General features: G+C 66.8%; 21 protein-coding genes. 10 read left to right on the forward strand and 11 right to left on the reverse strand.

Annotated elements, in window-relative coordinates:
• The first annotated feature begins 240 nt into the window (after positions 1-240).
• The 3 genes from GRX03_RS13700 to GRX03_RS13710 are packed head-to-tail and all read left to right on the forward strand — an operon-like array spanning position 241 to position 3,085.
• Entirely contained in the window at positions 241-1,173 is a 933-nt protein-coding gene (locus GRX03_RS13700; protein WP_159764772.1) for an extracellular solute-binding protein, read from the forward strand.
• Positions 1,170-1,982, forward strand: coding sequence for an ABC transporter permease (locus tag GRX03_RS13705; protein ID WP_159764773.1), 813 nt, complete (start codon positions 1,170-1,172; stop codon positions 1,980-1,982). The genes GRX03_RS13700 and GRX03_RS13705 overlap by 4 nt, the downstream gene beginning before the upstream one ends.
• Positions 1,979-3,085 (forward strand): ABC transporter ATP-binding protein, encoded by a 1,107-nt coding sequence (locus tag GRX03_RS13710; protein ID WP_159764774.1) that lies wholly within the window; start codon positions 1,979-1,981, stop codon positions 3,083-3,085. Before GRX03_RS13705 ends, GRX03_RS13710 begins: the two co-directional genes overlap by 4 nt.
• Positions 3,086-3,091: 6 nt before the next feature.
• Here the strand turns inward: GRX03_RS13710 and GRX03_RS13715 are convergent, their stop codons facing one another.
• Positions 3,092-3,886 (reverse strand): enoyl-CoA hydratase/isomerase family protein, encoded by a 795-nt coding sequence (locus tag GRX03_RS13715; RefSeq protein WP_159764775.1) that lies wholly within the window; start codon positions 3,884-3,886, stop codon positions 3,092-3,094.
• 129 nt (positions 3,887-4,015) lie between these two features.
• Between GRX03_RS13715 and GRX03_RS13720 the strand changes: the two genes are divergently transcribed.
• From GRX03_RS13720 to GRX03_RS13730, 3 genes are all read left to right on the forward strand, one after another.
• Complete coding sequence (locus GRX03_RS13720) at positions 4,016-4,471, forward strand: DUF302 domain-containing protein (RefSeq protein WP_159764776.1); 456 nt, start codon at positions 4,016-4,018, stop codon at positions 4,469-4,471.
• A gap of 72 nt (positions 4,472-4,543) precedes the next feature.
• Entirely contained in the window at positions 4,544-5,101 is a 558-nt protein-coding gene (locus GRX03_RS13725; protein ID WP_159764777.1) for a protein-tyrosine phosphatase family protein, read from the forward strand.
• A 38-nt stretch (positions 5,102-5,139) separates the two neighbouring features.
• Positions 5,140-6,366 carry an HD domain-containing protein gene (locus GRX03_RS13730; RefSeq protein WP_159764778.1) on the forward strand — a complete coding sequence of 409 codons (1,227 nt, stop codon included), beginning with the start codon at positions 5,140-5,142 and terminating at the stop codon, positions 6,364-6,366.
• A gap of 6 nt (positions 6,367-6,372) precedes the next feature.
• On the opposite strand, the gene GRX03_RS13735 is transcribed toward GRX03_RS13730, so the two are convergent.
• Genes GRX03_RS13735 through GRX03_RS13780 form a run of 10 tightly spaced genes read right to left on the reverse strand, consistent with a single transcriptional unit; the run spans position 6,373 to position 16,094 of the window.
• Entirely contained in the window at positions 6,373-6,846 is a 474-nt protein-coding gene (locus GRX03_RS13735; RefSeq protein WP_159764779.1) for an FKBP-type peptidyl-prolyl cis-trans isomerase, read from the reverse strand.
• A gap of 49 nt (positions 6,847-6,895) precedes the next feature.
• Positions 6,896-9,175 (reverse strand): carbamoyltransferase HypF, encoded by a 2,280-nt coding sequence (hypF, locus tag GRX03_RS13740; protein WP_159764780.1) that lies wholly within the window; start codon positions 9,173-9,175, stop codon positions 6,896-6,898.
• Positions 9,159-9,938: a hydrogenase nickel incorporation protein HypB gene (gene hypB, locus GRX03_RS13745; RefSeq protein ID WP_394351737.1), complete on the reverse strand. Its 780-nt coding sequence runs from the start codon at positions 9,936-9,938 to the stop codon at positions 9,159-9,161. Before hypB ends, hypF begins: the two co-directional genes overlap by 17 nt.
• Positions 9,931-10,326, reverse strand: coding sequence for a hydrogenase maturation nickel metallochaperone HypA/HybF (locus GRX03_RS13750; RefSeq protein WP_159764781.1), 396 nt, complete (start codon positions 10,324-10,326; stop codon positions 9,931-9,933). The genes hypB and GRX03_RS13750 overlap by 8 nt, the downstream gene beginning before the upstream one ends.
• Before the next feature lies 1 nt (position 10,327).
• Positions 10,328-11,362: a hydrogenase expression/formation protein HypE gene (gene hypE, locus GRX03_RS13755; RefSeq protein WP_159764782.1), complete on the reverse strand. Its 1,035-nt coding sequence runs from the start codon at positions 11,360-11,362 to the stop codon at positions 10,328-10,330.
• The gene (hypD, locus tag GRX03_RS13760) at positions 11,359-12,471 is read right to left on the reverse strand and encodes a hydrogenase formation protein HypD (protein WP_368278469.1); all 1,113 of its coding nucleotides are present in this window, start codon (positions 12,469-12,471) and stop codon (positions 11,359-11,361) included. Before hypD ends, hypE begins: the two co-directional genes overlap by 4 nt.
• A complete protein-coding gene (locus GRX03_RS13765) occupies positions 12,468-12,761 on the reverse strand; it encodes a HypC/HybG/HupF family hydrogenase formation chaperone (RefSeq protein WP_159764783.1) in 294 nt (97 codons plus the stop codon). The genes hypD and GRX03_RS13765 overlap by 4 nt, the downstream gene beginning before the upstream one ends.
• Entirely contained in the window at positions 12,761-13,390 is a 630-nt protein-coding gene (locus tag GRX03_RS13770) for a hydrogenase maturation protease (RefSeq protein ID WP_159764784.1), read from the reverse strand. Before GRX03_RS13770 ends, GRX03_RS13765 begins: the two co-directional genes overlap by 1 nt.
• Complete coding sequence (locus tag GRX03_RS13775) at positions 13,387-14,907, reverse strand: nickel-dependent hydrogenase large subunit (RefSeq protein WP_159764785.1); 1,521 nt, start codon at positions 14,905-14,907, stop codon at positions 13,387-13,389. Before GRX03_RS13775 ends, GRX03_RS13770 begins: the two co-directional genes overlap by 4 nt.
• Entirely contained in the window at positions 14,895-16,094 is a 1,200-nt protein-coding gene (locus GRX03_RS13780; RefSeq protein WP_159764786.1) for an NADH-quinone oxidoreductase subunit B family protein, read from the reverse strand. Before GRX03_RS13780 ends, GRX03_RS13775 begins: the two co-directional genes overlap by 13 nt.
• Before the next feature lie 241 nt (positions 16,095-16,335).
• On the opposite strand from GRX03_RS13780, the gene mutL reads away from it, so the two are divergent.
• From mutL to GRX03_RS13800, 4 genes are all read left to right on the forward strand, one after another.
• Entirely contained in the window at positions 16,336-18,450 is a 2,115-nt protein-coding gene (gene mutL / locus GRX03_RS13785; RefSeq protein ID WP_159764787.1) for a DNA mismatch repair endonuclease MutL, read from the forward strand.
• 73 nt (positions 18,451-18,523) lie between these two features.
• A complete protein-coding gene (locus tag GRX03_RS13790; protein WP_159764788.1) occupies positions 18,524-20,965 on the forward strand; it encodes a heavy metal translocating P-type ATPase in 2,442 nt (813 codons plus the stop codon).
• A gap of 23 nt (positions 20,966-20,988) precedes the next feature.
• Positions 20,989-21,819, forward strand: coding sequence for a GTP cyclohydrolase IIa (locus GRX03_RS13795; protein ID WP_159764789.1), 831 nt, complete (start codon positions 20,989-20,991; stop codon positions 21,817-21,819).
• 71 nt (positions 21,820-21,890) lie between these two features.
• Complete coding sequence (locus tag GRX03_RS13800; protein WP_159764790.1) at positions 21,891-23,111, forward strand: lactate racemase domain-containing protein; 1,221 nt, start codon at positions 21,891-21,893, stop codon at positions 23,109-23,111.
• Position 23,112: the final 1 nt, after the last annotated feature.

Raw genomic sequence — 23,112 nt, forward strand, 5'->3', positions numbered from 1 at the left:
CAGAGTGACGACGAAGCCGAGAGCGAGACAGAGGACGGTGAAACTGACGAGAGGAACGACGACCAGAGCGAGGTCGACGGGGGCGACGACAACGAGACTGAGGACGAGAGCGAAAGCGAAGCAGACGACGCCGAAGAGTGACTGAGTGTCGACGGCTACGACGGGGCACCGTGGCGACGGTTCCAAACGAGTGATAATTCGATCCTGGTTTTTTATACGACGGAACGGTATTGGATTACAATGCGGGGCCACACGGAACCGGACGTGCCACTGACGAGTCGCCGAGCGGTGCTGGCGGCGGCCGGAACGCTTCTGGGGGCTGGCTGTCTCGGCCTCGGCGGTGACTCCGTGCACGTCCTCTCGGCGGGGAGTCTGGCGACGACCTTCGAGGATCACGTCGGCCCGGCCTTCGAGTCAGAGACGGGGACGGAACTCCGGGGGGAGTACTTCGGAACGAACGCGCTCATTCGGATGGTCGAAGACCGGACGACCGTGCCAGACGTGGTCGTGAGCGCCGACGCGACGCTGTTACGCGACCGACTCGCCCCCGACTGGGACGTCACCTTCGCGAGTAACTCCCTGGGCATCGGATACAGCCCCGATACCGCGTTCGGGGAGGCGCTCACGTCCGGCGACGGTCCGTGGTACGACCTCGTAACCGACCTCGACAGCGGCGAGTTCGCGATTGCGGATCCCGACCTCGACCCGCTCGGCTACCGTGCCGTGCAGGCCTTCAAATTAGCCGAACGGGAACACGGCCTCGACGGTTTCCGCGACGAGGTGCTCGAAACCGCCTACAGAGAACCCGAGGAACCCCAACTCATGGCCGGCGTCGAGACGGGATCGACCGCGGCGGCCGTCGTCTACCGGAACATGGCGATCGATCACGACCTGCCCTTCTACGAGTTTCCACCGGCGTACAACTTCGCCGACCCGTCGCTGTCCGACCACTACGCGACGGCGACGTACACCACCGACGAGGGATACACCGCGACGGGCCGACCGATCGTGTACAGCGCGACGGTGTACGAAGACGCCGCCTCACCCGCCGCTGGCCGTGATCTCGTCCAGTTCCTCGCGGACAGCGGGCAACTGCTCGTCGACGCGGGGCTGACCGTCGGGGACACGCTACCGACCGCACACGGAACCACACCGGAGGGGATCACGGTATGAGCTACGCGAGTCGACTCACCGCCGACAGATCCGCCCGAGAGGCGCTCGTGCCGGCGGTGCTCGGCGGACTGTTGGTCGTCTACTTCCTGATCCCGTTCGTCGCGTTTCTCTCGCGAACCGGGACCGCGAACGTCATCGAGGGACTGTCCTCGCCCGGAGCCCGAGACGCGATCCGAAACTCGTTGCTCACCGCACCCGTCTCGACGGCGGTTGCGACGGTGTTCGGCGTCCCGCTGGCGTACGTCCTCGCGCGGCGCTCGTTTCCCGGCAAGCGACTCGTCGAGGCCGTCGTCATCCTCCCGCTGGTGTTGCCGCCGGTCGTCGGCGGAGCGATGCTGTTGACCGCCGTCGGGCAGTTCACGCCGCTCGGATCGACGGCAGCAGCACTCGGAGTGCCGCTGACGAACAGTCTGCTCGGGGTCGTCCTCGCGCAGGTGTTCGTCGCTGCGCCGTTCGTGATCGTCACCGCACGCGCGGGGTTCGGCGCCGTCGACGAACGGCTCGAACAAGCCTCTCGCTCGCTCGGTTACGGACCGCTCGCGACGTTCTGGCACGTCTCCCTGCCGATGGCGCGGGGAGCGATCGTCGCCGGCGTGGTGTTGACGTTCGCGCGAGCAATCGGGGAGTTCGGCGCGACGATGATGGTCGCGTACAACCCGCGGACGATGCCGACGCGGATCTGGGTCGAGTTCATCACCGGCGGGATCGACGAGATCATCCCGCTCGCTGTCGGCCTGCTCGGGATCACGCTCGCCGTCGTGATATCGATCCAGCGGATCGGACGAGTGCCCACGGTGATCGGCAGATGATGCTCGAACTCGACTCGGTCACGCACCGATACGACGACCAGCCCGCGGTCGAGGACATCTCCTTCGGTGTCGAGGCCGGGGAACTGGTCGCGGTGCTCGGCCCCAGCGGCTGCGGGAAGACCACACTGGTCCAGGCGATTGCCGGCCACGTGCGACCGAGCGAGGGACGGGTCCGGCTTCGCGGCGACGACGTGACCACCGACCCGCCGGAAGCGCGTGATGTCGGGCTGGTCTTTCAGGAGCCGACGCTGTTCCCCCACATGACTGTCGGGGAAAACGTCGCGTACGGGCTCGGGCCGGCGGGGGTCACCGACCCGGAGCGGCAGGTCTCGGAGTACTTAGATCTCGTTGCCCTCGACGAGCGGCGGAGCCTCCGTCCCGACGAACTGAGCGGCGGCCAGAAACGCCGTGTCGAACTCGCGCGCGCCCTCGCACCGGAGCCGGATCTGCTCCTGCTCGACGAACCGCTCTCGGCGCTGGATCGACAGCTCCGCGAGCAGTTACGGGACGAGATCAGCCGAATCCACTCGGAGACGGGCGTGACGACGCTGTTCGTCACGCACGATCAGGAGGAGGCGATGGCGCTCGCGGACCGACTCGTGGTGATGAACGAGGGATCGGTCGCCGCGGTCGGAGCCCCGCGGGCGCTGTACGAGCGACCGCCGAACCTGTTCGTCGCGGAGTTTCTGGGCCGGTCGAACACGATCACCGTCGATGTGACGGGGGACCGGGCGGCGGTCGAACTCGGCGGAACGACCCGTCAACTCGCAGACGAATCACAGGCGAGTCCGGATCGAGCGGTCTGTCACCTGCGGCCGCGGGATCTCACGCTGGAGTCGGAGAGCACTGCCGCCGCGGTGTCGCTGTCCGGACACGTGCGGTCGGTATCCGACCTGGGGAGACGCTACGAGGTAACCGTCGAACTGGCCTGTGGCGACGAGGTTGTCGTCGAACAGCGGACCGAACCGCCCGCTGTCGGTGACGCCGTCCGCGTGGAGGCGTCTGCCGACGCGCTGTCCGTGTTCACGAAAAACGGTGTGCGGCTCACCCACGAGACGGCCGAGCCCTCGTTACAGTCGACAGCCGAACTCCGGGTCGGTTGACCGGATCTACTTACCCTCGAACTCCGGATCGCGGCCCTCCATGAACGCTTCGACGCCCTCGTGGTGGTCGTCAGTCTGGAAGACGATTCCCTGCGCGACTGCCTCGTCGGTCATCGCCTGTTCGATTGATTTCTCGAAGCCTTCGTTGAGTAGACGCTTCGTGTGGCGGAACGCCACGTCGGGGCCGGAGGCGATCTTCGCCGCGAGTTCGTCGACTTTCTCGTCGAACTCGTCGGCGTCGTAGACGTGGTTGACGAGACCGATCTCCTCGGCGCGCTCGGCGCCGAAGATGTCCCCGGTGAAGACCAGTTCCTTGGCGACGTTCAGCCCGACGAGACGCGGAAGCAGATAGGAGGTCCCGGCGTCGACACTCAGGCCGACCTGCCGGAAGACGAAGCCGAAACTGGCCTCCTCGCTGGCGACCTGGATGTCACAGGCGATGGCGAGATTCGCACCCGCGCCGACGGCTGGACCGTCGATCTTTGCGATTGTCGGCAGGTGGTACTCGAAGACCCGCGTCAGCGTCTCGGGCGTCCCGTCTTCGAGATCCTTCGCACGGTCGTCCAGCGGAACGTCCTCTGTGAGCCCTTCCATCATTCGGTCGATGTCACCGCCGGCGCAGAACGACCCCCCGCTGCCCTCGATGACGACGACGCTGGCGTCGCTGTCGTCGATCTCGTCGAGGGCGTCGAGCATCCCCTCCTCGATGCTCTGTGAGAGCGCGTTCCGGCGGTCGGGTTCGTTGAGCGTGATGGTTGCGATGCCGTCCTCGATGTCGAGTAAGACCGATTCGTCACTCATACGGTTGTCACCGTCACGGGCCAGATAGGTAACGGTTTCCCCTCCTCTCGGAGAAATAATTTCCATCGTTCAGAACACTCGTGGTGACACCGGGCTGGCTTTTTGTCGCTCCCACCCGAAGCCCCAGATATGACGCTGCCAATCGACCCGACGGCGCTCACCGAGGAGGATATCGGTCAGAAGCGGGCGACGCTCGCGATGGACCACGAGCAAGCTATCGAGTTCGTCCGCGAGTGCTGTGAGGAGGCCGGGTTCGGGATTCCGGTGGAGTTCTCCCCCTCCGAGTTACTGAACGAGAAAGTCGACGCGGACCGGGATCCCTACTACGTGTTGGGCGCCTGTAACCCGCGGATGGCGAATCGGGCGCTCGACCTCTCGGAGAAGCGCATCGGTGGACTCTTCCCGTGTAACGTCATCGTCTGGGAGCGCGAACCCGGCACACAGGAGGTGTACCACGTTTCGATCATGAAAATCGCGCGGCTCGTCGGGATGGCGCCCGACGACGAGGAGTGGGCAGAGTTGGTCGAAGACACCGGAGAACTCGTCGACGACCTCTTCGGGTTGATCGAATCGGAGGCGGTCTAACCACCGGTTCGTTTCTCAGGAGTGAGAACACCACGCACAGACTGAAGTATCGCGAGCACATCTGTTAGTACGATGGGAAAAACAGACCGCCTCCTCCAGGACGCCCATCGACTTGGCCCCGCAGCGCCCGACGAAGAGTACGTCTACGGATCGTGTGCCCCCGGCTGGCACGCGGCAGCGGACCACGAGACCTGTATCCGCGAGTGGATCGAGGATATGCGGGCCGCAGGGATGGAACGGGTCTGCTGTCTCATCGCGGCGGCGGACGAGGAAGCCGAACAGGCCAACGTCGGGGTCTATCGCGAGGAGTTCGGAGCAGACCGCACGCTACACGCGTCGATTCCGACGGGGCGACTCGCCACGCCGGAGCGACTGGGATCGGAGATTCTCCCCTTCCTCGAAGCCGGGAAGGCGAACGACGAACCGGTCGTCGTACACGGGTTGTCCGGCCTCGGCCGGACCGGGCAGGTACTGGCCGCGTGGCTGGCCTACGACCGCGGCTACCGACCCGAACGGGCCGTCCGGATCGTCCAAGAGTACGGCCGCGACCCCGTCGAAACCGTGAGGGACGGCCCGGCCAGCGAGGCCGATCTGTTCGAGGTGCTGGAGACGGTCCGCGAGCGGGCGTAAGTACCGAGCCTTTTCAATCAGTGGACAGTAGCAGTAGTATGGCGACGATCAAGGACAGTGTCCACGATCACATCGAGATACACGGCGTGGCCGAACAGTTGCTCGATACCCCACCGGTACAGCGACTCCGCCGGATCGGTCAACTCGGGACGGTCGATCTGGTGTACCCCTCCGCGAACCACACGCGGTTCGAGCACAGCCTCGGCGTCTACCACCTCGCCGACCGCGCGCTCGATCACCTCGGAATCGAGGGCAAGCAGGCCGAGCGTGTTCGCAGCGCCGCGCTGCTGCACGACATCGGGCACTGTCCGTACAGCCACAACATCGAGGAGGTGCTCTACCGGTACACCGGCAAGTACCACGACGAGGTCCACGATCTGATCGACTCCGGGCCAGTCGCGCAGACGCTCACCGACGCGGGGCTGAACCCCGACCGGATCGCCGACCTGATCTCCGGCGAGGGGGAACTCGGCCAGTTGGTCTCCGGCGAACTCGACGTCGACCGGATGGACTATCTCGTCCGCGACGCCCACCACACCGGCGTCCCCTACGGCACCATCGACCACGAGCGACTGATCCGGGAACTCCGGTTCGTCGACGGCGAACTCGTCCTCGACGAGAACAACGTCCAGACCGCCGAGAGCCTCCTGCTCGCACGCGCGCTGATGAACCCGACCGTCTACCAGCACCACGTCGCCCGAATCGCCAAGGCGATGCTCCGCCGCGGCGTCGAGCGCGTGCTAGCCGCCGACGCGGCCGACGCCGAATCCCTCCGACGGATGGACGATTACGATCTGCTGTCGACGCTTCGGGACTGCCCGGACAGCGGGGACATCGCCGGCCGACTCGACAGCCGGGAGCTATTCAAACGGGCCCTGTGGACGGAACTCGACGCCGTTCCGAGCGAGTTGCTCGGTGCGGACCACCAGGAGATCCAGTCCTTCGAGCGCGAAATCGCCGCCGAGGCGAACGTCGACCGCGAGGCCGTGATCCTCGACGTGCCGTCGAAACCGGAGATGAAAGAGTCCTCCTCGCGCGTGCTCGTCAACGGAGAGGTCCGGACCCTCGACGAGCAGTCGACGCTGGTGACCGCACTCCAGCAGGCCCAGCGCGATCAGTGGCGGATGGGGGTCTACGCGCCCCAAAACGTCAGCGAACGGGTCGGCACGGCAGCAGTCAGGGTGCTCGGGCTGGATCTCGACGGCACCCGCATCCGCGATGTCCGATCCGGGATCAACGCCCGGCTCGACGAGTTCGACCAGTAGAGGGAATCAGGAAACGTCGACGACTTCGATCTCGAATTCGAGCGTCTCGCCGGCGAGTTCGTGGTTGAAATCGACGACGACGCTGTCCTCTTTGATCTCGGTGACCTGTCCGGGGAGCCCCGACTCCTTGGCTTCGACCTCGAAGCCGATTTCGAGTTCGCGGTCGCCCATCATCTCCTCGAAGGCCTCGCGGTCGTACTCCGCGACGCGGGACTCCTTGTGCGGGCCGTAGGCCTTCTCCGGCGGGATCCGCACCGCCGTCGAGTCACCGTCTTCGAGTCCGCGAAGCGCCTCTTCGAGTCCGTCGATGACGTTGCCTTCGCCGATGTTGACCGTCAACGGCTCGTACGCGCGGTCGGGGTGTTCGTCTGCGAGCCCTGTCTCCTCCGCCAGGGCACGATCCGACGTGTCGAAGAGCGTTCCGTCTTCGAGTCGTCCGACGTATTCGATGGTCACGCTGTCGCCCTCTGAGATTGTCATACATGTCTCTCGGTGAGCCACGCAAATAAGCGGGGCGGAGCCGAGCGAGTCAGCTGTCGGCCAACCGTGCGCTCGCGGCGACGGCCTGGCCGTACGCGAGGCCGGCGTCGCCGGGCGGAACGCGGTGGTGGCCGAGGTAGGTGTAGCCTGCTGTTTCGACCCGCTGGCGAACGACGCGATCGATCGCCTCGTTGTACGCGACTCCGCCGGTGAAGCCGACCGCGTCGAGAGACCGCTCGTCGGCGGCAGTGACGGCAATCTCAGCGAGGCCGAGACCGAGCAACCGCTGTGCGGTCGCAGCGACGACCGACGAGTCCCGGTGTGTGTCGAGCGAGGCGAGGCGATCCATCGCCGCGGTGGCATCGAGACGTAACTGACCGTCTCGTCGGGTGAGCGGCGGGTCCAGCGCGACCGGATCGCCCGCCGCGGCCTCCAGTCGCATCGCCGGTTCACCCCGGTAGCGCCGGACCGAGCAGACGCCCAACAGCGCCGCAACCGCGTCGAGGAATCGCCCGGCACTGGTCGAGTACGGGCTGTTGACCCCCGCAACTGGCTGTTCGAGGATCGTTTCGGCGTCAGCCCGCGAGGACGCGGCCTCGCTGTTACGCAGGAGCGATACTGCGCGCTCGCGATCCGTATCCGACAGCAGCGCCGCCGCGACGCGGGCCGGTTCCCTGACTGCAGCCTCGCCACCGGGAAGCCGAAACCGAGAGAGGCCACCGACGCGTTCGGAATCGGCAAGTCCGGAATCGAGGACCTCACCGCCCCGGACGACGCCGTCGGGGCTGTAGCCCGTGCCGTCCGCCGCGATGACGATCGCTCTGTCACGGTCGTGCTCCGCGAGCAACGACGCCGCGTGTGCGTGGTGATGCTGGACCGCCACGGTCCGCTCCGCCCGGTCGGTCGCAATAGCTGTCGTCTCCAACTCCGGGTGGCAGTCGTGAGCGACGACGTCCGGAGAGACGGACAGGAGTTCGCAGAGCCGGTTCGACGCCTCCCGGTGTGCGTCCGCGGCGGTCGGCGTTTCAGGCTCCCCGATGTGCTGTGACGGGAGAACGATATCGCCCCGAGTGAGCGCCACGGTCACATCGGTTCCCGCACCGACGGCGAGCACCTCGGCGTCGGCCTGTACCGGTCGGTCGAGCGGCCGCGGGACGTGCCCACGGGACCGACGGAGCAGCCGCCGGTCGCCGTTGACGGGCCGAACGACGCTGTCGTCACAGCGGTTGACGATTTCGCGGTCGTGGACGAGCGCGGCGTCCAGAGCGTCCGACAGCGCGAGGAGCGACGACCGATCGGTCGCCATCGGCTCGCCGGGGCGGTTCGCGCTCGTCATCACCAGCGGTCCCGAGTCGAGACGCTCGAACAGCAGGTGGTGGATCCCGCTGTAGGGGAGCATGACGCCAACAGTGTCGAGGCCGGGCGCGACGGCGTCGAGCCAGTCCGTTCGCCCGTGTCCGAGGAGAACGATCGGGCGGCGCTTGCTCCGGAGGAGATCCGCGGCCCCGGGCGTGACGGTCGCAAACTCCCGGACCGAATCGAGCGAACGGGCCATCGTCGCGAGCGGCTTCGCAGGACGGCCGAGTCGGGTGCGGAGACGTTCGACGAGGTCCGGGTCGGTGCCGTCACAGGCGATGTGACAGCCACCCGTCCCCATGAGTCCGACAACTGCGCCCTCGTCCAGCCGCGTTCCGATCCAGTCGAGGGCGTCAGTTCCCGTGGCTCGGGTCGTTCCGTCGGTGTCGACGGCGGAAAGCGTCGGGCCGCAGTCCGGACAGGCGATCGTCTGTGCGTGAAACCGACGATCGGTGCGGTCTTCGTAGTCGTCTCGGCATGCCGAACAGGGTTCAAACTCCGCCATCGCGGTCGTCGCCCGGTCGTACGGGAGCGCACGAGTGACGGCAAACCGCGGACCGCAGTCGACACAGGCGGTCGCCCAGTAGTCGTGAAACCGCGATGTCTCCGAGCGGATCTCCTCACGACACGCCGCACAGAGCGCCGTATCCGGTGGGACCAGTGTCGTCCGGTTCGGACCCTCCTCGGAGGGGACGATCTCGAACTCGTCGGTCCCCTGCGGTTCGGCCTCCGAGACCTCGATGTCGGCGAGGGTAGCCAACCGCGGCGGATCGGATCGGACGCGCTGGGCCGCCCGTTCGACCGCCTGCCGGTCACCCTCGAAGTGGATCTCGACGCCGGCGTCGGTGTTCGCGACCGAACCGGTGACACCCGCCTCGGCGGCGGTGCGGGCGACAAACGGCCGAAATCCGACTCCCTGGACGGTGCCCCGAACCGTCAGCGAAAGCGCGAACCGCTCAGTGTTCGTGGGCATGCGTCGCTTGCAAATCTCGAAGTCGCCGCTCCAGTGCTTCGATTCCCTCGCCGGTCACAGCACTGGTCAACACGACCGGGCACTCCGGATCGATCTCCCGGAGATCCGCGCGCATCCGGTCGGGATCGACACCGACAGCCTCCGCGATGTCGATCTTGTTGATGACGACGAGGTCACAGGCCTGAAACAGCAGCGGATGTTTGCGGATCACGTCCTCGCCCTCGGTGACGCTGACAACGACGACCCGCACCGTCGCGCCGAGCGGGAAATCCGCCGGACAGACCATGTTCCCGACGTTCTCGACGTACAGCGTATCGAGCCGACTGAGTTCGAACGCGCCGAGGGCGTCACCGACCCGCTCGGGATCGAGGTGACAGTCCTTCCCGGTCGTCACGTCTGCGACCGGGATACCGAGGTCTCGGTACCGGCGGGCGTCGTCGTCGCCGGCGACATCACCGGCGATAACGCCGACCCGCTCGCTGGCAGGAGAACGCGAGACCAACTGCTCGATCAGCGCCGTCTTCCCACTACCGGTCGCGCCGAGCATCTCGACGGCGTCGATATCGTTATCGTGTGTGAGCCGCTCGTGCACACGTGTAGCTTCCCGTTCGATCGCTTCCAGTACGTCTGCCGTTCTCTCGTCGGTGTGGTCGTGGCCGAACCGATGGCAGCGGACGAGTCTACGAGACTCCCGAGGCCGGGGAACGGGTCGGTTCCAGTGCGGTACAGTCCGTCGCGTCGATTTCGATGTGTGGTCATGTATGCGTCGAGATGGTCTCCGAATCAGCCGGATCCGGAACCTCGATACTTCTGAGCCGACACTCCCGGCCGGCGGTCAGCGACACGCGTTCACCACAGCTCGGACACCGGACTGACGGCGCGCGCTGTCCGGCGTCCGACAACGTCGTCAGCGTGCCGCACCAGCCGCAGTCACACGTCCCGCGGGCTCGTACACGCTCGAACTCGACAGTCGCCGCCGCCGCTTTCGTTCCCTCGGCGACGGCCTCCAGACAGAACCGTAGCTGTCGGGGGGCGATGTGTGTCGCCGTCCCGACTTCGACAGTTAGCGTCTCGATCTCGGCGGCGTCGTACTCGTCGGCAACACACAGCGCCCGATCGAGGAGCCGCTGTGCGAGTGTGAGTTCGTGCATGTCAGCAGATCCGCGGTAGCTGTTGGCCGCTCGGCTCTGTCAGGTAGCGCTGCCCGATGCCCGTATCGACGACGACCCGACCGGTGTGGTCATCGACAGCGTCGCCGATCAGCGCCGCTTGTTCGCCACCGGGGGTCGCCCGCACGGCATCGAGCACCGACTCGGCGTCCTCAGGTGCGACGCCGAGAACCATCCGTCCCTCACAGGCCACGGTCTTCGGGTCGAGTCCGAGGACCGCTGCTGCGCTATCGGTGGCGCCGCTGACAGGCACCGCCCGGTCCTCAGCGACGAGACCGACGCCGCTGCGCGCTGCGAGTTCAGTGAGGGCGGTAGCAAGCCCGCCGCGGGTCGGATCCGTCGCGGCCGTGACGGTGCCCGCCTCGCGGGCGGCCGCAACCAGGTGGTTGACCGGCGCGACATCGCTGCGGAGGTCCGTCTCGAAGTCGAATCCCTCACGTGCAGCCAGCAGCGCGATGCCGTGCTGACCGACGGGGCCGGTCACCAACAGTCGGTCGCCAGGTGACAGGCCGTCGCTCGTGAGCTGTTCACCGCGGGGTATCCGGCCGATACCGGTGGTGTTGAGGACGATCCCGTCGAGGTCGTCGGGCGGCAGGACCTTCGTGTCGCCGGTCTGGACGCTGACGCCACACTCCTCGGCGGTCTCGGCCATCGAATCGAGGATCGTTTCGATCCGGTCGGTGGGCGTCCCCGCCTCGACCACCAGTCCACAGGTCAGCGTCAGGGGCTCGACGGCCCCCATCGCCGCGAGGTCGTTGACCGTTCCCGCGACACCGAGACGCCCCAGGTCGCCGCCCGGAAACACCGGCGGATCGACCACGTGGCTGTCGGTGGTCACGACCAGCGAGCGGTCGCCGTCCGGCAGCACCGCGCCGTCGTCAAGCGCCGGCAGGCCGACGCCGTCGGCAATCGGATCACCGAGCCGCTCCAGTACCGTCTCGGAGAGAAACGAGCGCATCTCCGCCCTCCCCGCGCCGTGTGCGGCGGTCAGCGTCTCGGCTTCGTCGTCCGCGCTCATTGTCGGACCTCCCCGAACGTCTGTCTGATCCGGCACGGACCCTCGTCGCTGACCATGCACGCGCCCACGGGGCTGGCCGGCGTACACTCCTCGCCGAACAGCGGACACTCCCGCGGCGCCGCGTGGCCCGCCATAATATCCCCACAGATACACTCGGTCGTCTCACTGTCGCGGTCGACTTCGATATCGAACCGCTCCCGGGCGTCGTAGGCCGCGTACTCGGGACGGATCGCGAGCGTCGCATCGGGGACCGCCGCGATGCCGCGCCACTCGCCCTCGACGCGCTCGAAGACATCCCAGAGGGCCGTCTGCGCCGCCTGATTGCCCGTAGCGCTCACGCAGCGGGGGTAAGCGTTGACGACTGCCGGCTCGTCGTCGGCAATCGCTTCGACCAACTCGACGAGCGCGTACAACACGTCGAGCGGTTCGAACCCACCGACGACGACCGGCAGGTCGTGGGTCCCAGCGATGGGCTCGAAGACCTCCGTCCCGGTGATCGTCGCCGCGTTCCCCGCGGCGAGAAAGCCGTCGACACGGGTGTTCGGGTGCGCGGCGACGACATCCATGGCTGGCGGGACGTATTTGTGCGCCGACAGCACGGAGAAGTTGGCCGGCGGATCGTTTCGGAGGACACTCGCGGTCGGTGCCGCGGTCGTCTCGAATCCGACGCCGAAGAAGACGACCTCCTGGTCGGTTTCGGCCGCGAGCGACACGGCGTCGGCTGCGCTGTAGACGACTTCGACATCGCCACCGGCATCGCGAACCGCAGCGAGGCTTCGGTCGCCGCCGGGCACGTCGAGCATGTCTCCGTACGTGGCGACGAGTTTGCCGGACTCCGCCAGTGTGACCGCCTCGTCGACCTCCGCGCTGTCGGTCACACAGACCGGACAGCCCGGACCCATTGCGACGGTCAAACCGTCGGGCAGGATGCTCCGGAGGCCGAACTCGGCGATCGTCTGCTCGTGCGTGCCACAGACGTGAACGATCCGGATCGAATCGTCTGCTCGGTCGACGAGTGACTCCAACCGCGCTCGTAACGCGTCGGCGCGTTCCGGGTCACGGAAGGTCAGCTCGTCGGCCCCGGAGTCGGCAGGACCCCCGGCGGTCACGGCTGTTCACCTCCATGCGCCGGCTCGGCGGCTGCCGCGGGCTCTGTTCGCCGGTCCGCGAGGCTAGTGCGGTCGTCCTCGATTGCGGCCTCGTACAGTTCGACGGTCCGTTCGACCTCGTGCTCCGGGATCTTGCGAATCGCGAACCCGGCGTGTGTGAGGACGTAATCGCCGGGCGAGATCTGGTCGCCGACGATGTCGACCCGAACCCACTTCTCCGCGCCGCCGAAATCGACCAGCGCCTCCGTGCCGTCGATCTCGTCGATTTCGCCGGGGATACCGAGACACATCAGTCCTCACCTCCGTCCGTCGAGTCGTGGCTCTGTGACGGTCGTTGCGAGAGGAGCCGCTCGGGTCGGAGCCGCCCTCTGACGCTGTGCCCCTGTTGTTCGTGTTCGTCGACTGCGTCCGGATCGATCTCCGTCTCGCAGTCCTCGCAGTACCACGTTGCGTCCATAGCGTGATTACCTAATTTCGAGCGTTTTCGTGCCGCTTCCGCCCGGACAACAGCCGCAACCGCCGGCAGCGCCCGCCGAAGCGCCGTACTCAGGCCGATCCGGGGTTCGACCGTCGCCGGCACCGCGCCGACGACGACAATCTGGGATGGGAGGTCGTAGACACCGCGACAGCCCCGTATCGCCTCGGTAACGGTGAAATCGTGCATCGTGACCTCTCCGAATCCCTCACCGCCCGGCTCGAAGCGGTGTATCGTACCGGGGTCGCCCGGAGCGTCGACCGCGTCGGCGACGACCGCCCGGTCGGCCCCGTCGATGGCCTCCAGGGCGAGCATTGCCGTCGTGCCGGCGAACTGTGCGCGGCCAATCGGCGCTGGTTCTGTGTCGATGCGGTCGACGAGCGCGCGCCCGAGGCCGTCGTCACCCATCGTCGGATTTCCGACGCCGACGACTGCGACCGTCATTGTTCGCCCCCGGGCGCGTGCGGTTCGATCGTCGTCTCGAAGTTGTGATCCGGGCCCTGAACGTGGACGCCACAGCCCAGGCACGGGTCGAACGACCGGACGGTGCGCATCACGTCGATCGGATTGCTAACGTCCGGGACGGCGATTCCCTCGACTGCCTCCTCGAAGATGCTCGGTTCGTCGTCCGCATCCCGGGGGCCGAGATTCCAGGTCGTCGGCGTGATGATCTGGTATCGACTCACCTCGCCGTCCTCGATATCGACCCAGTGTGAGAGCGCGCCCCGGGAGGCACCCCAGAAGCCGACGCCGGAGCCGGAGAAGTCGTCGGTCCACTCGCCGGTCATCGGCTCGTCGACATCGAGTTCGTCGAGCCACGATTCGACCAGTCCCGTGACGATCAGAAGCTCCTGAACGCGGGCCGCGAGGCGGTTGAACGTGCTGGACCGGTTCGCGTCGCCGCCCGGCGACGCACGAATGTCACCGGGGTCACGGTCCGCAGCGATCAGCCGCGCCAGCGGCCCCGTCTCCATCGATTGGCCCTCGAAGCGCGGAGCCTTGCCCCAGGAGTAGGCGTCCGTCTTCTCGGGCGCCGGCTCCGGCGGAGGGGCCGTCGTCGCCGGGCCGCCGGAGTCGCCCGTGTACCACGCGTGTGAGACATCCTCGGTGATTCCCCCGATCAACTCCTCGCGGTCCGGGCGGCGGAGGCGGCCGTCGGCGTAGATGCCGCGGGGAAGCACCAGCGACCGGTCGCCGGTTCCGTAGAACATGCCGTTCGCGTAAAATCGGCCGGGTCCGACTCCGAAGCCGGTTGCACCCGCCTCCTCCGCCGCGACCAGCACCGAACAGAGATCGTACAGGCCGGGGGCGTGGTCCGGAACTGGGCCGCGGTCGCGCGCGGTCGACAGCACCGCCTCTAACGCGTCGGTCGGACCGAGCCAGTCGCGGAATGCGGCCACGGTCTCGCGGACTTCCTCGACGGTTTCGGGGTCTGGATCGGCCGTCACACCGCCCGGCGCGTAGGTGAGCGGGTGCGGCGCTCTGCCGCCGAAGGCCGAGAACGCCTGGAGGAGTTCGCGCTGGCGTCGGAGCGCCGCCCGGTAGCCCGCGCCGTCGACCGGGTCGAGTCGGTCGAAGCCGGTGTCGGCGACGGCCTCGCTGTAATCCGGACCGGCCAGCGTGAACAGGTGGATCGTGTGGTTCCAGAGGAGGAACATCCCTTCCATAATGTCCCTGAGCAGGCGTCCGTGCAGCGGGACCGAGTCGAACATGCCCGCCCGCCGGGCGGCATCCTCGATTGCGAGAATCGACGCCTGTCGGTGACAGGTGAAACAGACGCCACAGACCATCTGCGTGACCTGTGGGGCGTCCGAGGGCGGGCGGCCGAGGACGATGCTCTCGATTCCCCGAAACATGTTCATCTCGCTTTCGGCGCGAACGACCTCGCCATCGCTGACCGACAACGTGGTGCTGTGGTGGCCCTCGATCCGCGTGGTCGGGTCGATCTCTATCTCCGGCACGCCCGCTCACCCCCGCCGGACTGGTCGCCGCAGTAGTTGTCGTACAGCCAGGCGAGCGCCAGCACGGGCGCGAGCGGGGCAGCGAGGACGGCGAGAACGCCGGCCATCACCATCCCGACGAGGCCCATCTGCCGGTCCGTCGACCGGTCGGTTGCTGCCGTGACGGCCTGGCTCGGGTCGGGATCGGTCCCGCGGTCTTCGGGGTTGTTCTCGTAAAACGGTGAGAAGCGGTCCCAGAACGCGGGTTCGACACAGCCGATACAGGGTGCGCCGGCGTTGCGACAGACCGTCGTGCCGCCGTTGCGTAGCCGCATCGAGCCGTCACAGTAGGCGTAGACACCGGCACACCCGGCCTCGTAGAGGCAGCCGTCCTCGCCGGGTTCGTCGGCGAACTCGAAACACTCGTACTCCTCGCGGAGTTCGCAGTCGTCGTGGACCAGCGGCTCGAACAGCGGAAGCGGCCGGTTGAACTCGTCGAGGACAGGCTCGTGGCCGTTGAGCAGCGCCGCGAGCGTTAACACGAGGTGATCGGCGTACAACGGACAGCCGGAGATGTTGATGACGGGCAGATCCCGACCGGTTCGGAACTCGGGGCCGAAGATCCCGCCGGGTTCGCGGCCGTCGAACTGGAGGCCGACCGCGCCGGTGTCTGACTCGCCAACATCGTCGCTGTCGAACCGGCCAGCAGCGGGCAGTCCGCCGAATGCGGCGCAACTTCCCGCTGCAATGACGACATCTGCCCGCTCGCCGAGTTCGACGACCCAATCGAGAATCGGCTTCGGATGGCCGTTCTCGTCGACACCCAGCGTCGCGGCACTGGGAATACGCGTCGGAATCGCGCCCTCGACGATCAGTATGTCCGGTGTCTCCGGAAGCGCCCCCATCGCGGCTCCGCCGGACGACTCCATCACCGTCGTGTGAAACGACATCTGTTCCCGGAGGTCGCCGATAGTTTGCTCGATGCCCGGGTCCTCGCTCTGTAGCAGCGACATCGTACAGCCAGAGCAGCTCTGACCTTGAATCCACGCGACCTCGATATCACCGTCGACGCCTCGTTGCAGCGCCGCTTTCAGCTCCTGGAGATGTGTCTCGACGACCGTGCCAGGTTCCGACCGCGCGGCAATATCCAGAAAGTCCGGTTGTGCGGGGGCCGATGCAGCGCCTGCCGTCAGTGCGTCTGTTCTCACCATAGTGACGTTGGCGGCGGCCGGTCGAACGGGTTCGGCTCGCCGTTAATATTCATTATTATTGATTAGGGAAGGGCTCGTGGCCGTGAAACTTCGGGTATTTATCATTGAGTAATAACGACAGGATTCCACAGCGACGCGATAGCTTCGGTACATCAGCGGATCGAGGTACCGTGTCCTGAACGGACGGGGAGGCAAGGCAACCCTCAAGTCCGGCCTCCTCGAAGGTCTTTCCGACTGAATGCCACCCTCGGAAATACAGGAACTCGATTCTCGGACCGTCGAGCGAATCGCGGCCGGCGAGGTCGTCGAACGACCAGCATCCGCGGTCAAGGAGCTACTCGAAAACGCCATCGACGCCGACGCCTCCCGCGTGACCGTCGCGGTCGAGAGCGGCGGAACCGAGTCGATCCGGGTCAGCGACGACGGGATCGGCATGTCCGAACCCGCACTCAAACAGGCGATCAAAGAACACACGACGAGCAAGATCGGGGATATCGAGGATCTGGAGTCCGGTGTCGCCACCCTCGGATTCCGGGGCGAGGCGCTACACGCGATCGGTGCCGTCTCGCGGATGACGATCACCTCCCGCCCGCGCGGCGGCGGCCGGGGGACAGAACTCGTCGTCGAGGGCGGCGACGTGACCTCGGTCGAACCCGCGGGCTGTCCGGAAGGGACGACCGTCGAACTCGAAGATCTCTTCTACAACGTCCCGGCCCGCCGGAAGTACCTCAAGCAGGAGTCGACGGAGTTCGACCACGTCAATCGGATCGTGACCAACTACGCGCTCGCGAACCCCGACGTGGCGATCACCCTCGAACACGACGGCCGGGAGACCTTCGCGACCAACGGCACCGGCGACCTGCGGGAAACCGTTCTGTCGGTATACGGCCGTGAGGTCGCGGAGTCGATGATCGAACTCGCGCCGGAAGATGTCGACGACGGCCCGCTCGACGGCATCAGCGGACTGGTGAGCCACCCCGAGACCAACCGCGCGAGCCGGGAGTACTGTTCGACGTTCGTCAACGGGCGGTACGTCACGGCGAACACCGTCAGAGACGCGGTATTCGAGGCCTACGGCGCACAACTCGCCCCGGACCGGTATCCGTTCGCGGTCGTCTTCCTCGATGTCGATCCCGCGAACGTCGACGTGAACGTCCACCCCCGGAAACTGGAGGTCCGGTTCGCGGCCGAGGAAGCCGTCAGCGAACAGATCGAATCGGCCGTCGAGAGCGCACTGCTCCGGGAGGGGTTGCTCCGGAGTAACGCCCCCCGCGGGAAGTCCGCACCCGAGGAGACGACCGTCGAACCGGAGTCGGTCGACAGAGAGCAGGTACGGATCGACCGGCAGACAGGAGAGTCAGCGACGGATGCAGACCGTGATCCGCAGGATGGTACGGCTGAGTCGACTCCGGACCAGTCCGACGGGTCAGAGGAAGTAGCCGCGTCCACGTCAGGATCCGACGGAGCGCCGTCACGAGCCGAGGGGTACCCATCACAGTTCGACGGAGCGCCGTCGCGAAACAGAGCCCACACGAGCGGTAGCGACACTCCTGACACCGCTGACGCGGATAATCAGGCGTTCGCCGCTGGTCAGTCCGCTGAAACGGACAGTTACCCTCCCGACCCCGAAGGCAGCACCACGTCAGATCCGGGTTCGCCTGAGCGTTCGAGCGACCGGAAGTTCACCGGCGGGGCGGAACAGCGCCGCCTCGACACGGATGTCGATCCGACGGCCCAGGAGTTCGATTCGCTCCCGTCGATGCGCGTACTCGGTCAACTACAGGAGACGTACATCGTCGCCGAAACGGCCGACGGGATGGTGCTGATCGATCAGCACGCCGCCGACGAGCGGATCAACTACGAGCGACTCCGCGAGACGCTGGCCGGCGAGGTGACGACGCAGGCGCTCGCCGACCCCGTCGAACTCGAACTGACGGCGCGAGAGGCGGAACTGTTCAGCGCCCACGAGGAGGCGCTCGCGACCCTCGGCTTCCGGGCCGAACTGACCGACGACCGGACTGTCGAGGTGGCGACCGTTCCGTCGCTGGTCGCCGAGGCGGCCGATCCGGAACTTCTGCGAGACGTGCTCGGGGAGTTCGTGAGCGGCGAGACGGCAGCGGCGGCGACGGTCGAAGCGGCGGCGGACGAACTGATCGCCGACCTGGCCTGTTACCCCTCGATCACCGGACACACTTCGCTGACCGACGGCTCGATGATCGATCTGCTCGCCTCGCTGGACGACTGTGAGAACCCCTACGCCTGTCCGCACGGCCGGCCCGTGATCGTCGAGTTCGACGCCGAGGAGATCGAGGCCCGCTTCGAGCGCGACTACCCCGGCCACACCGAGTCGTAGAGCCGGGTAACCGTGGTAATTTATCTGTCCGTGGTATCAACTACCATCAACGGAGTCGTGGCAGGTGGCAGAGATGGACGACCCGGCACGCTGTCGGCTCTGTAACGAGCCAATCGGCCCGACCGCGACGGACGAGCAGTCGTACTGCTCGCCTGGCTGTCGGCAGGTGGATCGGACACTCGGGGCGGGCGGGTCGACCGACCAGTCGACGGGAGCCACGGGGGAGGACGAGCAAACCGGAGCCGAACAGGTGTATCTCCACATCGACGGGATGCACTGTGCCACCTGCGAGGCGTTTCTCGAACGAAGAGCGACGAACCGCGAGGGCGTGTTCGACGCCGCCGCGAGTTACGTCACCGAGACGATCAGAATCGAGTACGATCCCGAGCAGATCACCGTCGACGAACTCGAAGACGCCCTGACGACGGTCGGCTACAGCGTCGTCCCGCGAGAGAGTCTCGTGACCGTCGCCGACGTACACGAGCGCCGCTGGGACGACCGCCAACTGGACGACATGCTCGGCTTCAGGTACGCGGCGGGCGTGCTCTTCGGCCTCTTTATGATGCTCCCGTATATCACGGTCGTCTACCCCGTCCACCTCATGGACCTGCTTGGAACGGGCGATCTCGCCTTCTTCTCGGGCGGGCAGGGGCCTGGAGACGCGCTGATGGTGCTCCCGATTTTCATGATCATCACCGGTGTCGTCCTCTTTTTCACCGGGCTGCCGCTGTTGCGCGGGGCCTACGTCAGCCTCGTCATGCGTCAGCCGAACTTGGACCTGCTGGTCGCGGTGACGATCACGAGCGCGTACGTCTACGGGACGGTCGCCTTCCTCACGAGCGACCTGAACATCTACTTCGATCTGACGATTCTCATCGCGGCGGTGGTGGTCACGACAATCTACTACGAATCGCTGACGAAACAGCGCGCCGTCGATCTGTTGACCGAACTCACTGTCTCGCAGGTCACCGAGGCCAACCGCTACGAGAGCGACGGGACGACGGAGACGGTCGACATCTCGGAGTTGGAGGCGAACGACCGGGTGCTCGTCAGGGAGGGCGAGCGCGTCCCCGTCGACGGCGTCCTCGAATCCGGGAGCTGTACCGTCGACGAGGCGGTCGTGACCGGGGAGTCCCTCCCGGTGCGGAAGGAGAGCGGCGACGAGTTGATCGGCGGGTCGATCGTCACCAGCGACGGGGCGACGATCCGGGTCGGGGATCCGCCGACAAGCAGCCTCGACGCGCTGACGACCTCGGTCTGGGATCTCCAGAGCACCACCCACGGCATCCAACGGTGGAGTGATCGGCTGGCCGAGCGAGTGATCCCGGGTGTGGTCGCTGTGGCCGTGTGCGCGGCCGCCGCCGGCGTCTGGCTGAACGGACTCCTGGGCGGCGTCCTGGCGGGGCTCGGCGTGCTGTTCATCGCGAACCCGTGGGGGCTGGGGCTGTCGACGCCGCTTTCGGTCGCGCGGAGCATCGAGGCGGCGATCAGCCACGGGATCATCGTCTTCGACGAGACGGTCTTCGAGCGACTCCGGGAGACCGACACGGTCGTCTTCGACAAGACAGGGACGCTGACGACCGGGGAGATGAACATACTGACGACCGACGTGCCCGACCAGGCACTGGCGAAAGCCGCCGAACTCGAACAACACGCCGCACACCCGGCGGGCAAGGCGATCGCCTCGGCCGTCGAGTTCGGCGCCGAGGCCCGGCCGGACGGGGGAACCGGTCGCGGCGAAACTGTCGACCCGCCGGAGGAGACGACTCCGACGGAGCGCGTCAGCAACGTCCGGAGCCACGACACCGGTATCGAGGGCGATGTCGAGGGCGAGCGGCTCCTGGTCGGGAACCTCGCGTTGTTCGCCGAGCGGGATTGGGCCGTCTCCAGAGAGATCGAACGGAAGGCGGTCGGGTACCGAGAGGCCGGGGATCTGCCGGTCGTCATCGGCCGGGAGGGCGAAGCAGAGGGGCTGGTCGTCCTGGGGGACGACCCCCGCGAAGAGTGGGAGGAGATCCTTCGTCGGCTCGCGGATCGGGAGATCAGGACGGTCGTGTTGACCGGCGACGACGCGTCGGCCGCGTCGCTGTTCGACGATCACCCCGCGGTCGAACACGTCTTCGCGGGGGTGCCACCGGCCGGGAAGACGGCGACGATCCATCGGCTCCAGCAGGACGGCCACGTGACGATGGTCGGAGACGGTACGAACGACGGCCCCGCGCTCGCCGCGGCGGATCTGGGCATTTCGCTCGGGGGTGGCACGGCGCTGGCTTCGGAGGCGGCCGATATCACGGTGCTCGACGACGACCTCTCGAACGTCGAGACGGCTTTCGAGTTGGCCGCCGGTGCGCGTGAACGACTGCGACAGAACACGGCTCTCGCGCTCGGTTTCAACGCCGTAACGATTCCGCTCGGCCTCGCCGGGTGGCTGAACCCGCTGTTCGTCATGGGCGCGGGCGTGCTGACGATCTGTGCGGTGAGTCTGAACGCGACGCGACCGTTGATCGGCCCATAACGGTTTTGAGGTGGGGACTACAGATGGAATTCCTGTTGCTTTATACGCGTCAGACCCAAGTCTGCGCTGTGACGAACGACAACGAGGACGTTCAGCTGTCGCTTGTCCAGCTGGACAACTACGGTCCGTGGACGGTGACGCCGTCGCCACGGCGGGAAACTGATCTGCAGTCTCTGCAAGCTCACCTGTACGCTGATTTTGCGGACTTCGTGGGCCGCGAAGACGGCTACGCCTTCTTCGATCGGTTCGACAACATCATCGGTGTCACGAACGGCATCGACCGGCGAACCCACGAGCGGTTCCAGGAACACGTCCGCAACCGGTATCCGGTGACCGCGAGCATCGGCATCGGTGCGGCGCCGACGCCGGTCGCGGCGCTGGGCAGGGCCACCGAACAGCTCCAAGACGCCGGCAGCGCTCAGGACCCGAACAGAACCGAGATTCTCGCCGCCGACGGGACGGTCGCGCCCGGCGAGGGCGAGGTGACGATTGCGCACTTCGACATCGTCGACGTGACCGGCACCTACACGGACAGCGAACACGCCGCGCGAACGACGCTCGACGTGCGCCGCGCGACCCTCGAACTCGCCGAGTACATGCAGACCGAACACGACAGCATCGCCCGCTTCGTCGGCGGTGACAACATCATCGCAGTCTGCCCACACCTCTCCGAAGACTGCTTCGACGAGGCCCGAGACGCCGTCCGCGAGCGGGCGGACATCGAGCTACAGGTCGGAGTCGGCCGGGGACTGACCGCGCACGACGCCGGCTATCGGGCCAAACTCGCTCTGGAGGAGTGTCGGGAGAACGGCCACCGCGTCCACCAGATCACGACCCAGGTCGCGACGGACTGAGGCCGACCCCGCCACGGTTGACGGCAGAGCCCATCCGAACCGTTTTGCGCCGCCCGTGCCGAACGGCAGACATGACAGAGGTTCCACTCGGGGAGAAATCGATTACCGTCGGGTTACCCTCGTGTGAGGTAACGACGGCCGTCCCCGACGGCGGCGAGTCCGTCGACGTCGAATCGGCCGCGGAGAGGGCCATGCGTGACCCGCTCGGAGATCCGTTAGCACCGCAGGTCGACGCCGAGGATTCGGTCGCGGTCGTCGTGACCGACGTGACCCGTGCCACACCCGACGATCTGTTGCTCGATAGCCTGCTCGCGGAGTTGGAAGACGGTGGCGTGGCCCGCGAGCAGGTGACCGTCGTGGTCGGACTGGGCCTGCACCGGCCGCTGACTGGGGAGGAACTCGACGAGGCGCTGGGTGAGCACGCCGATCTCGCGGTCAACCACGACCCGGACCGGACCCGAACGGTCGGGACCGTCGAGGGCTGTCCGATCGATATCTTCGAGCCAGTCGCGGACGCAGACGTGATCTGCTCGACGGGAATGGTCGAACCCCACCAGTACGCCGGCTTCTCCGGCGGGGCGAAGACGGCGGTGATCGGAGCGGGCGGGGAGTCACAGATCAGATACAGTCACGGCCCGGAGATGCTCGCGCGGGACGGCGTCCGCCTGGGTCGGATCGACGACAACCCCTTTCGAGGGTTTATCGACGACGCCGGCGACGCCGTCGGCGTCGACTTCTGTCTCAACGTCACGCACGGCCCGGCGGGGATCACGGGCGTAGCGGCGGGCGACCCGCGGCGGGTCGTCGAATCGCTCGCTGAGACGGCGAGAACGGCGCTATCGGTCGAACTGACCGAGGAGTACGACGCTGTCGTTGCTGGGATTGGAGCCCCGAAGGACGCGAACCTCTACCAGGCGAGCCGCGCGGCCACGTACGTCGTCCTCGGGGCGAACGACCCGCTGCGAACCGGCGGACGTGTCGTCCTCCCAGCCCGGCTTCCGGAGGGCGCGGGCGAGGGTCGCGGCGAACGGCGATTTCACGAGCGGCTCTCGACGGCGGAGAGCGCCGAATCGCTGTACGAGGAGCTTCGGACGGGCTACGAACCCGGGACACAGCGGGCGTTCGTCCTCGCGCGGGCGCTGCGCGACCACGAGGTGTGGGTGACACACAGCGAGTGCCCGGACCTCGTCGAGGACTGTCTCATGTCCGCCGAGGCGGAGGTTAGTGACGCAATCGACCCCGGCAGTGACGTGCTCGTGGTGCCGGACGCGCTGAACACGCTGCTCGTCTGAG

The sequence above is a fragment of the Halovenus carboxidivorans genome, from assembly GCF_009831575.1.
Taxonomy (GTDB): Archaea; Halobacteriota; Halobacteria; order Halobacteriales; family Haloarculaceae; genus Halovenus; species Halovenus carboxidivorans.

Coding starts and splice junctions, on each gene's coding strand:
- GRX03_RS13700 (WP_159764772.1), top strand. CDS start 241: ATGCGGGGCCACACGGAACCGGACGTGCCACTGACGAGTCGCCGAGCG.
- GRX03_RS13705 (WP_159764773.1), top strand. CDS start 1,170: ATGAGCTACGCGAGTCGACTCACCGCCGACAGATCCGCCCGAGAGGCG.
- GRX03_RS13710 (WP_159764774.1), top strand. CDS start 1,979: ATGATGCTCGAACTCGACTCGGTCACGCACCGATACGACGACCAGCCC.
- GRX03_RS13715 (WP_159764775.1), bottom strand. CDS start 3,886: ATGAGTGACGAATCGGTCTTACTCGACATCGAGGACGGCATCGCAACC.
- GRX03_RS13720 (WP_159764776.1), top strand. CDS start 4,016: ATGACGCTGCCAATCGACCCGACGGCGCTCACCGAGGAGGATATCGGT.
- GRX03_RS13725 (WP_159764777.1), top strand. CDS start 4,544: ATGGGAAAAACAGACCGCCTCCTCCAGGACGCCCATCGACTTGGCCCC.
- GRX03_RS13730 (WP_159764778.1), top strand. CDS start 5,140: ATGGCGACGATCAAGGACAGTGTCCACGATCACATCGAGATACACGGC.
- GRX03_RS13735 (WP_159764779.1), bottom strand. CDS start 6,846: ATGACAATCTCAGAGGGCGACAGCGTGACCATCGAATACGTCGGACGA.
- hypF (WP_159764780.1), bottom strand. CDS start 9,175: ATGCCCACGAACACTGAGCGGTTCGCGCTTTCGCTGACGGTTCGGGGC.
- GRX03_RS13750 (WP_159764781.1), bottom strand. CDS start 10,326: ATGCACGAACTCACACTCGCACAGCGGCTCCTCGATCGGGCGCTGTGT.
- hypE (WP_159764782.1), bottom strand. CDS start 11,362: ATGAGCGCGGACGACGAAGCCGAGACGCTGACCGCCGCACACGGCGCG.
- GRX03_RS13765 (WP_159764783.1), bottom strand. CDS start 12,761: ATGTGTCTCGGTATCCCCGGCGAAATCGACGAGATCGACGGCACGGAG.
- GRX03_RS13770 (WP_159764784.1), bottom strand. CDS start 13,390: ATGACGGTCGCAGTCGTCGGCGTCGGAAATCCGACGATGGGTGACGAC.
- mutL (WP_159764787.1), top strand. CDS start 16,336: ATGCCACCCTCGGAAATACAGGAACTCGATTCTCGGACCGTCGAGCGA.
- GRX03_RS13790 (WP_159764788.1), top strand. CDS start 18,524: ATGGACGACCCGGCACGCTGTCGGCTCTGTAACGAGCCAATCGGCCCG.
- GRX03_RS13795 (WP_159764789.1), top strand. CDS start 20,989: ATGGAATTCCTGTTGCTTTATACGCGTCAGACCCAAGTCTGCGCTGTG.
- GRX03_RS13800 (WP_159764790.1), top strand. CDS start 21,891: ATGACAGAGGTTCCACTCGGGGAGAAATCGATTACCGTCGGGTTACCC.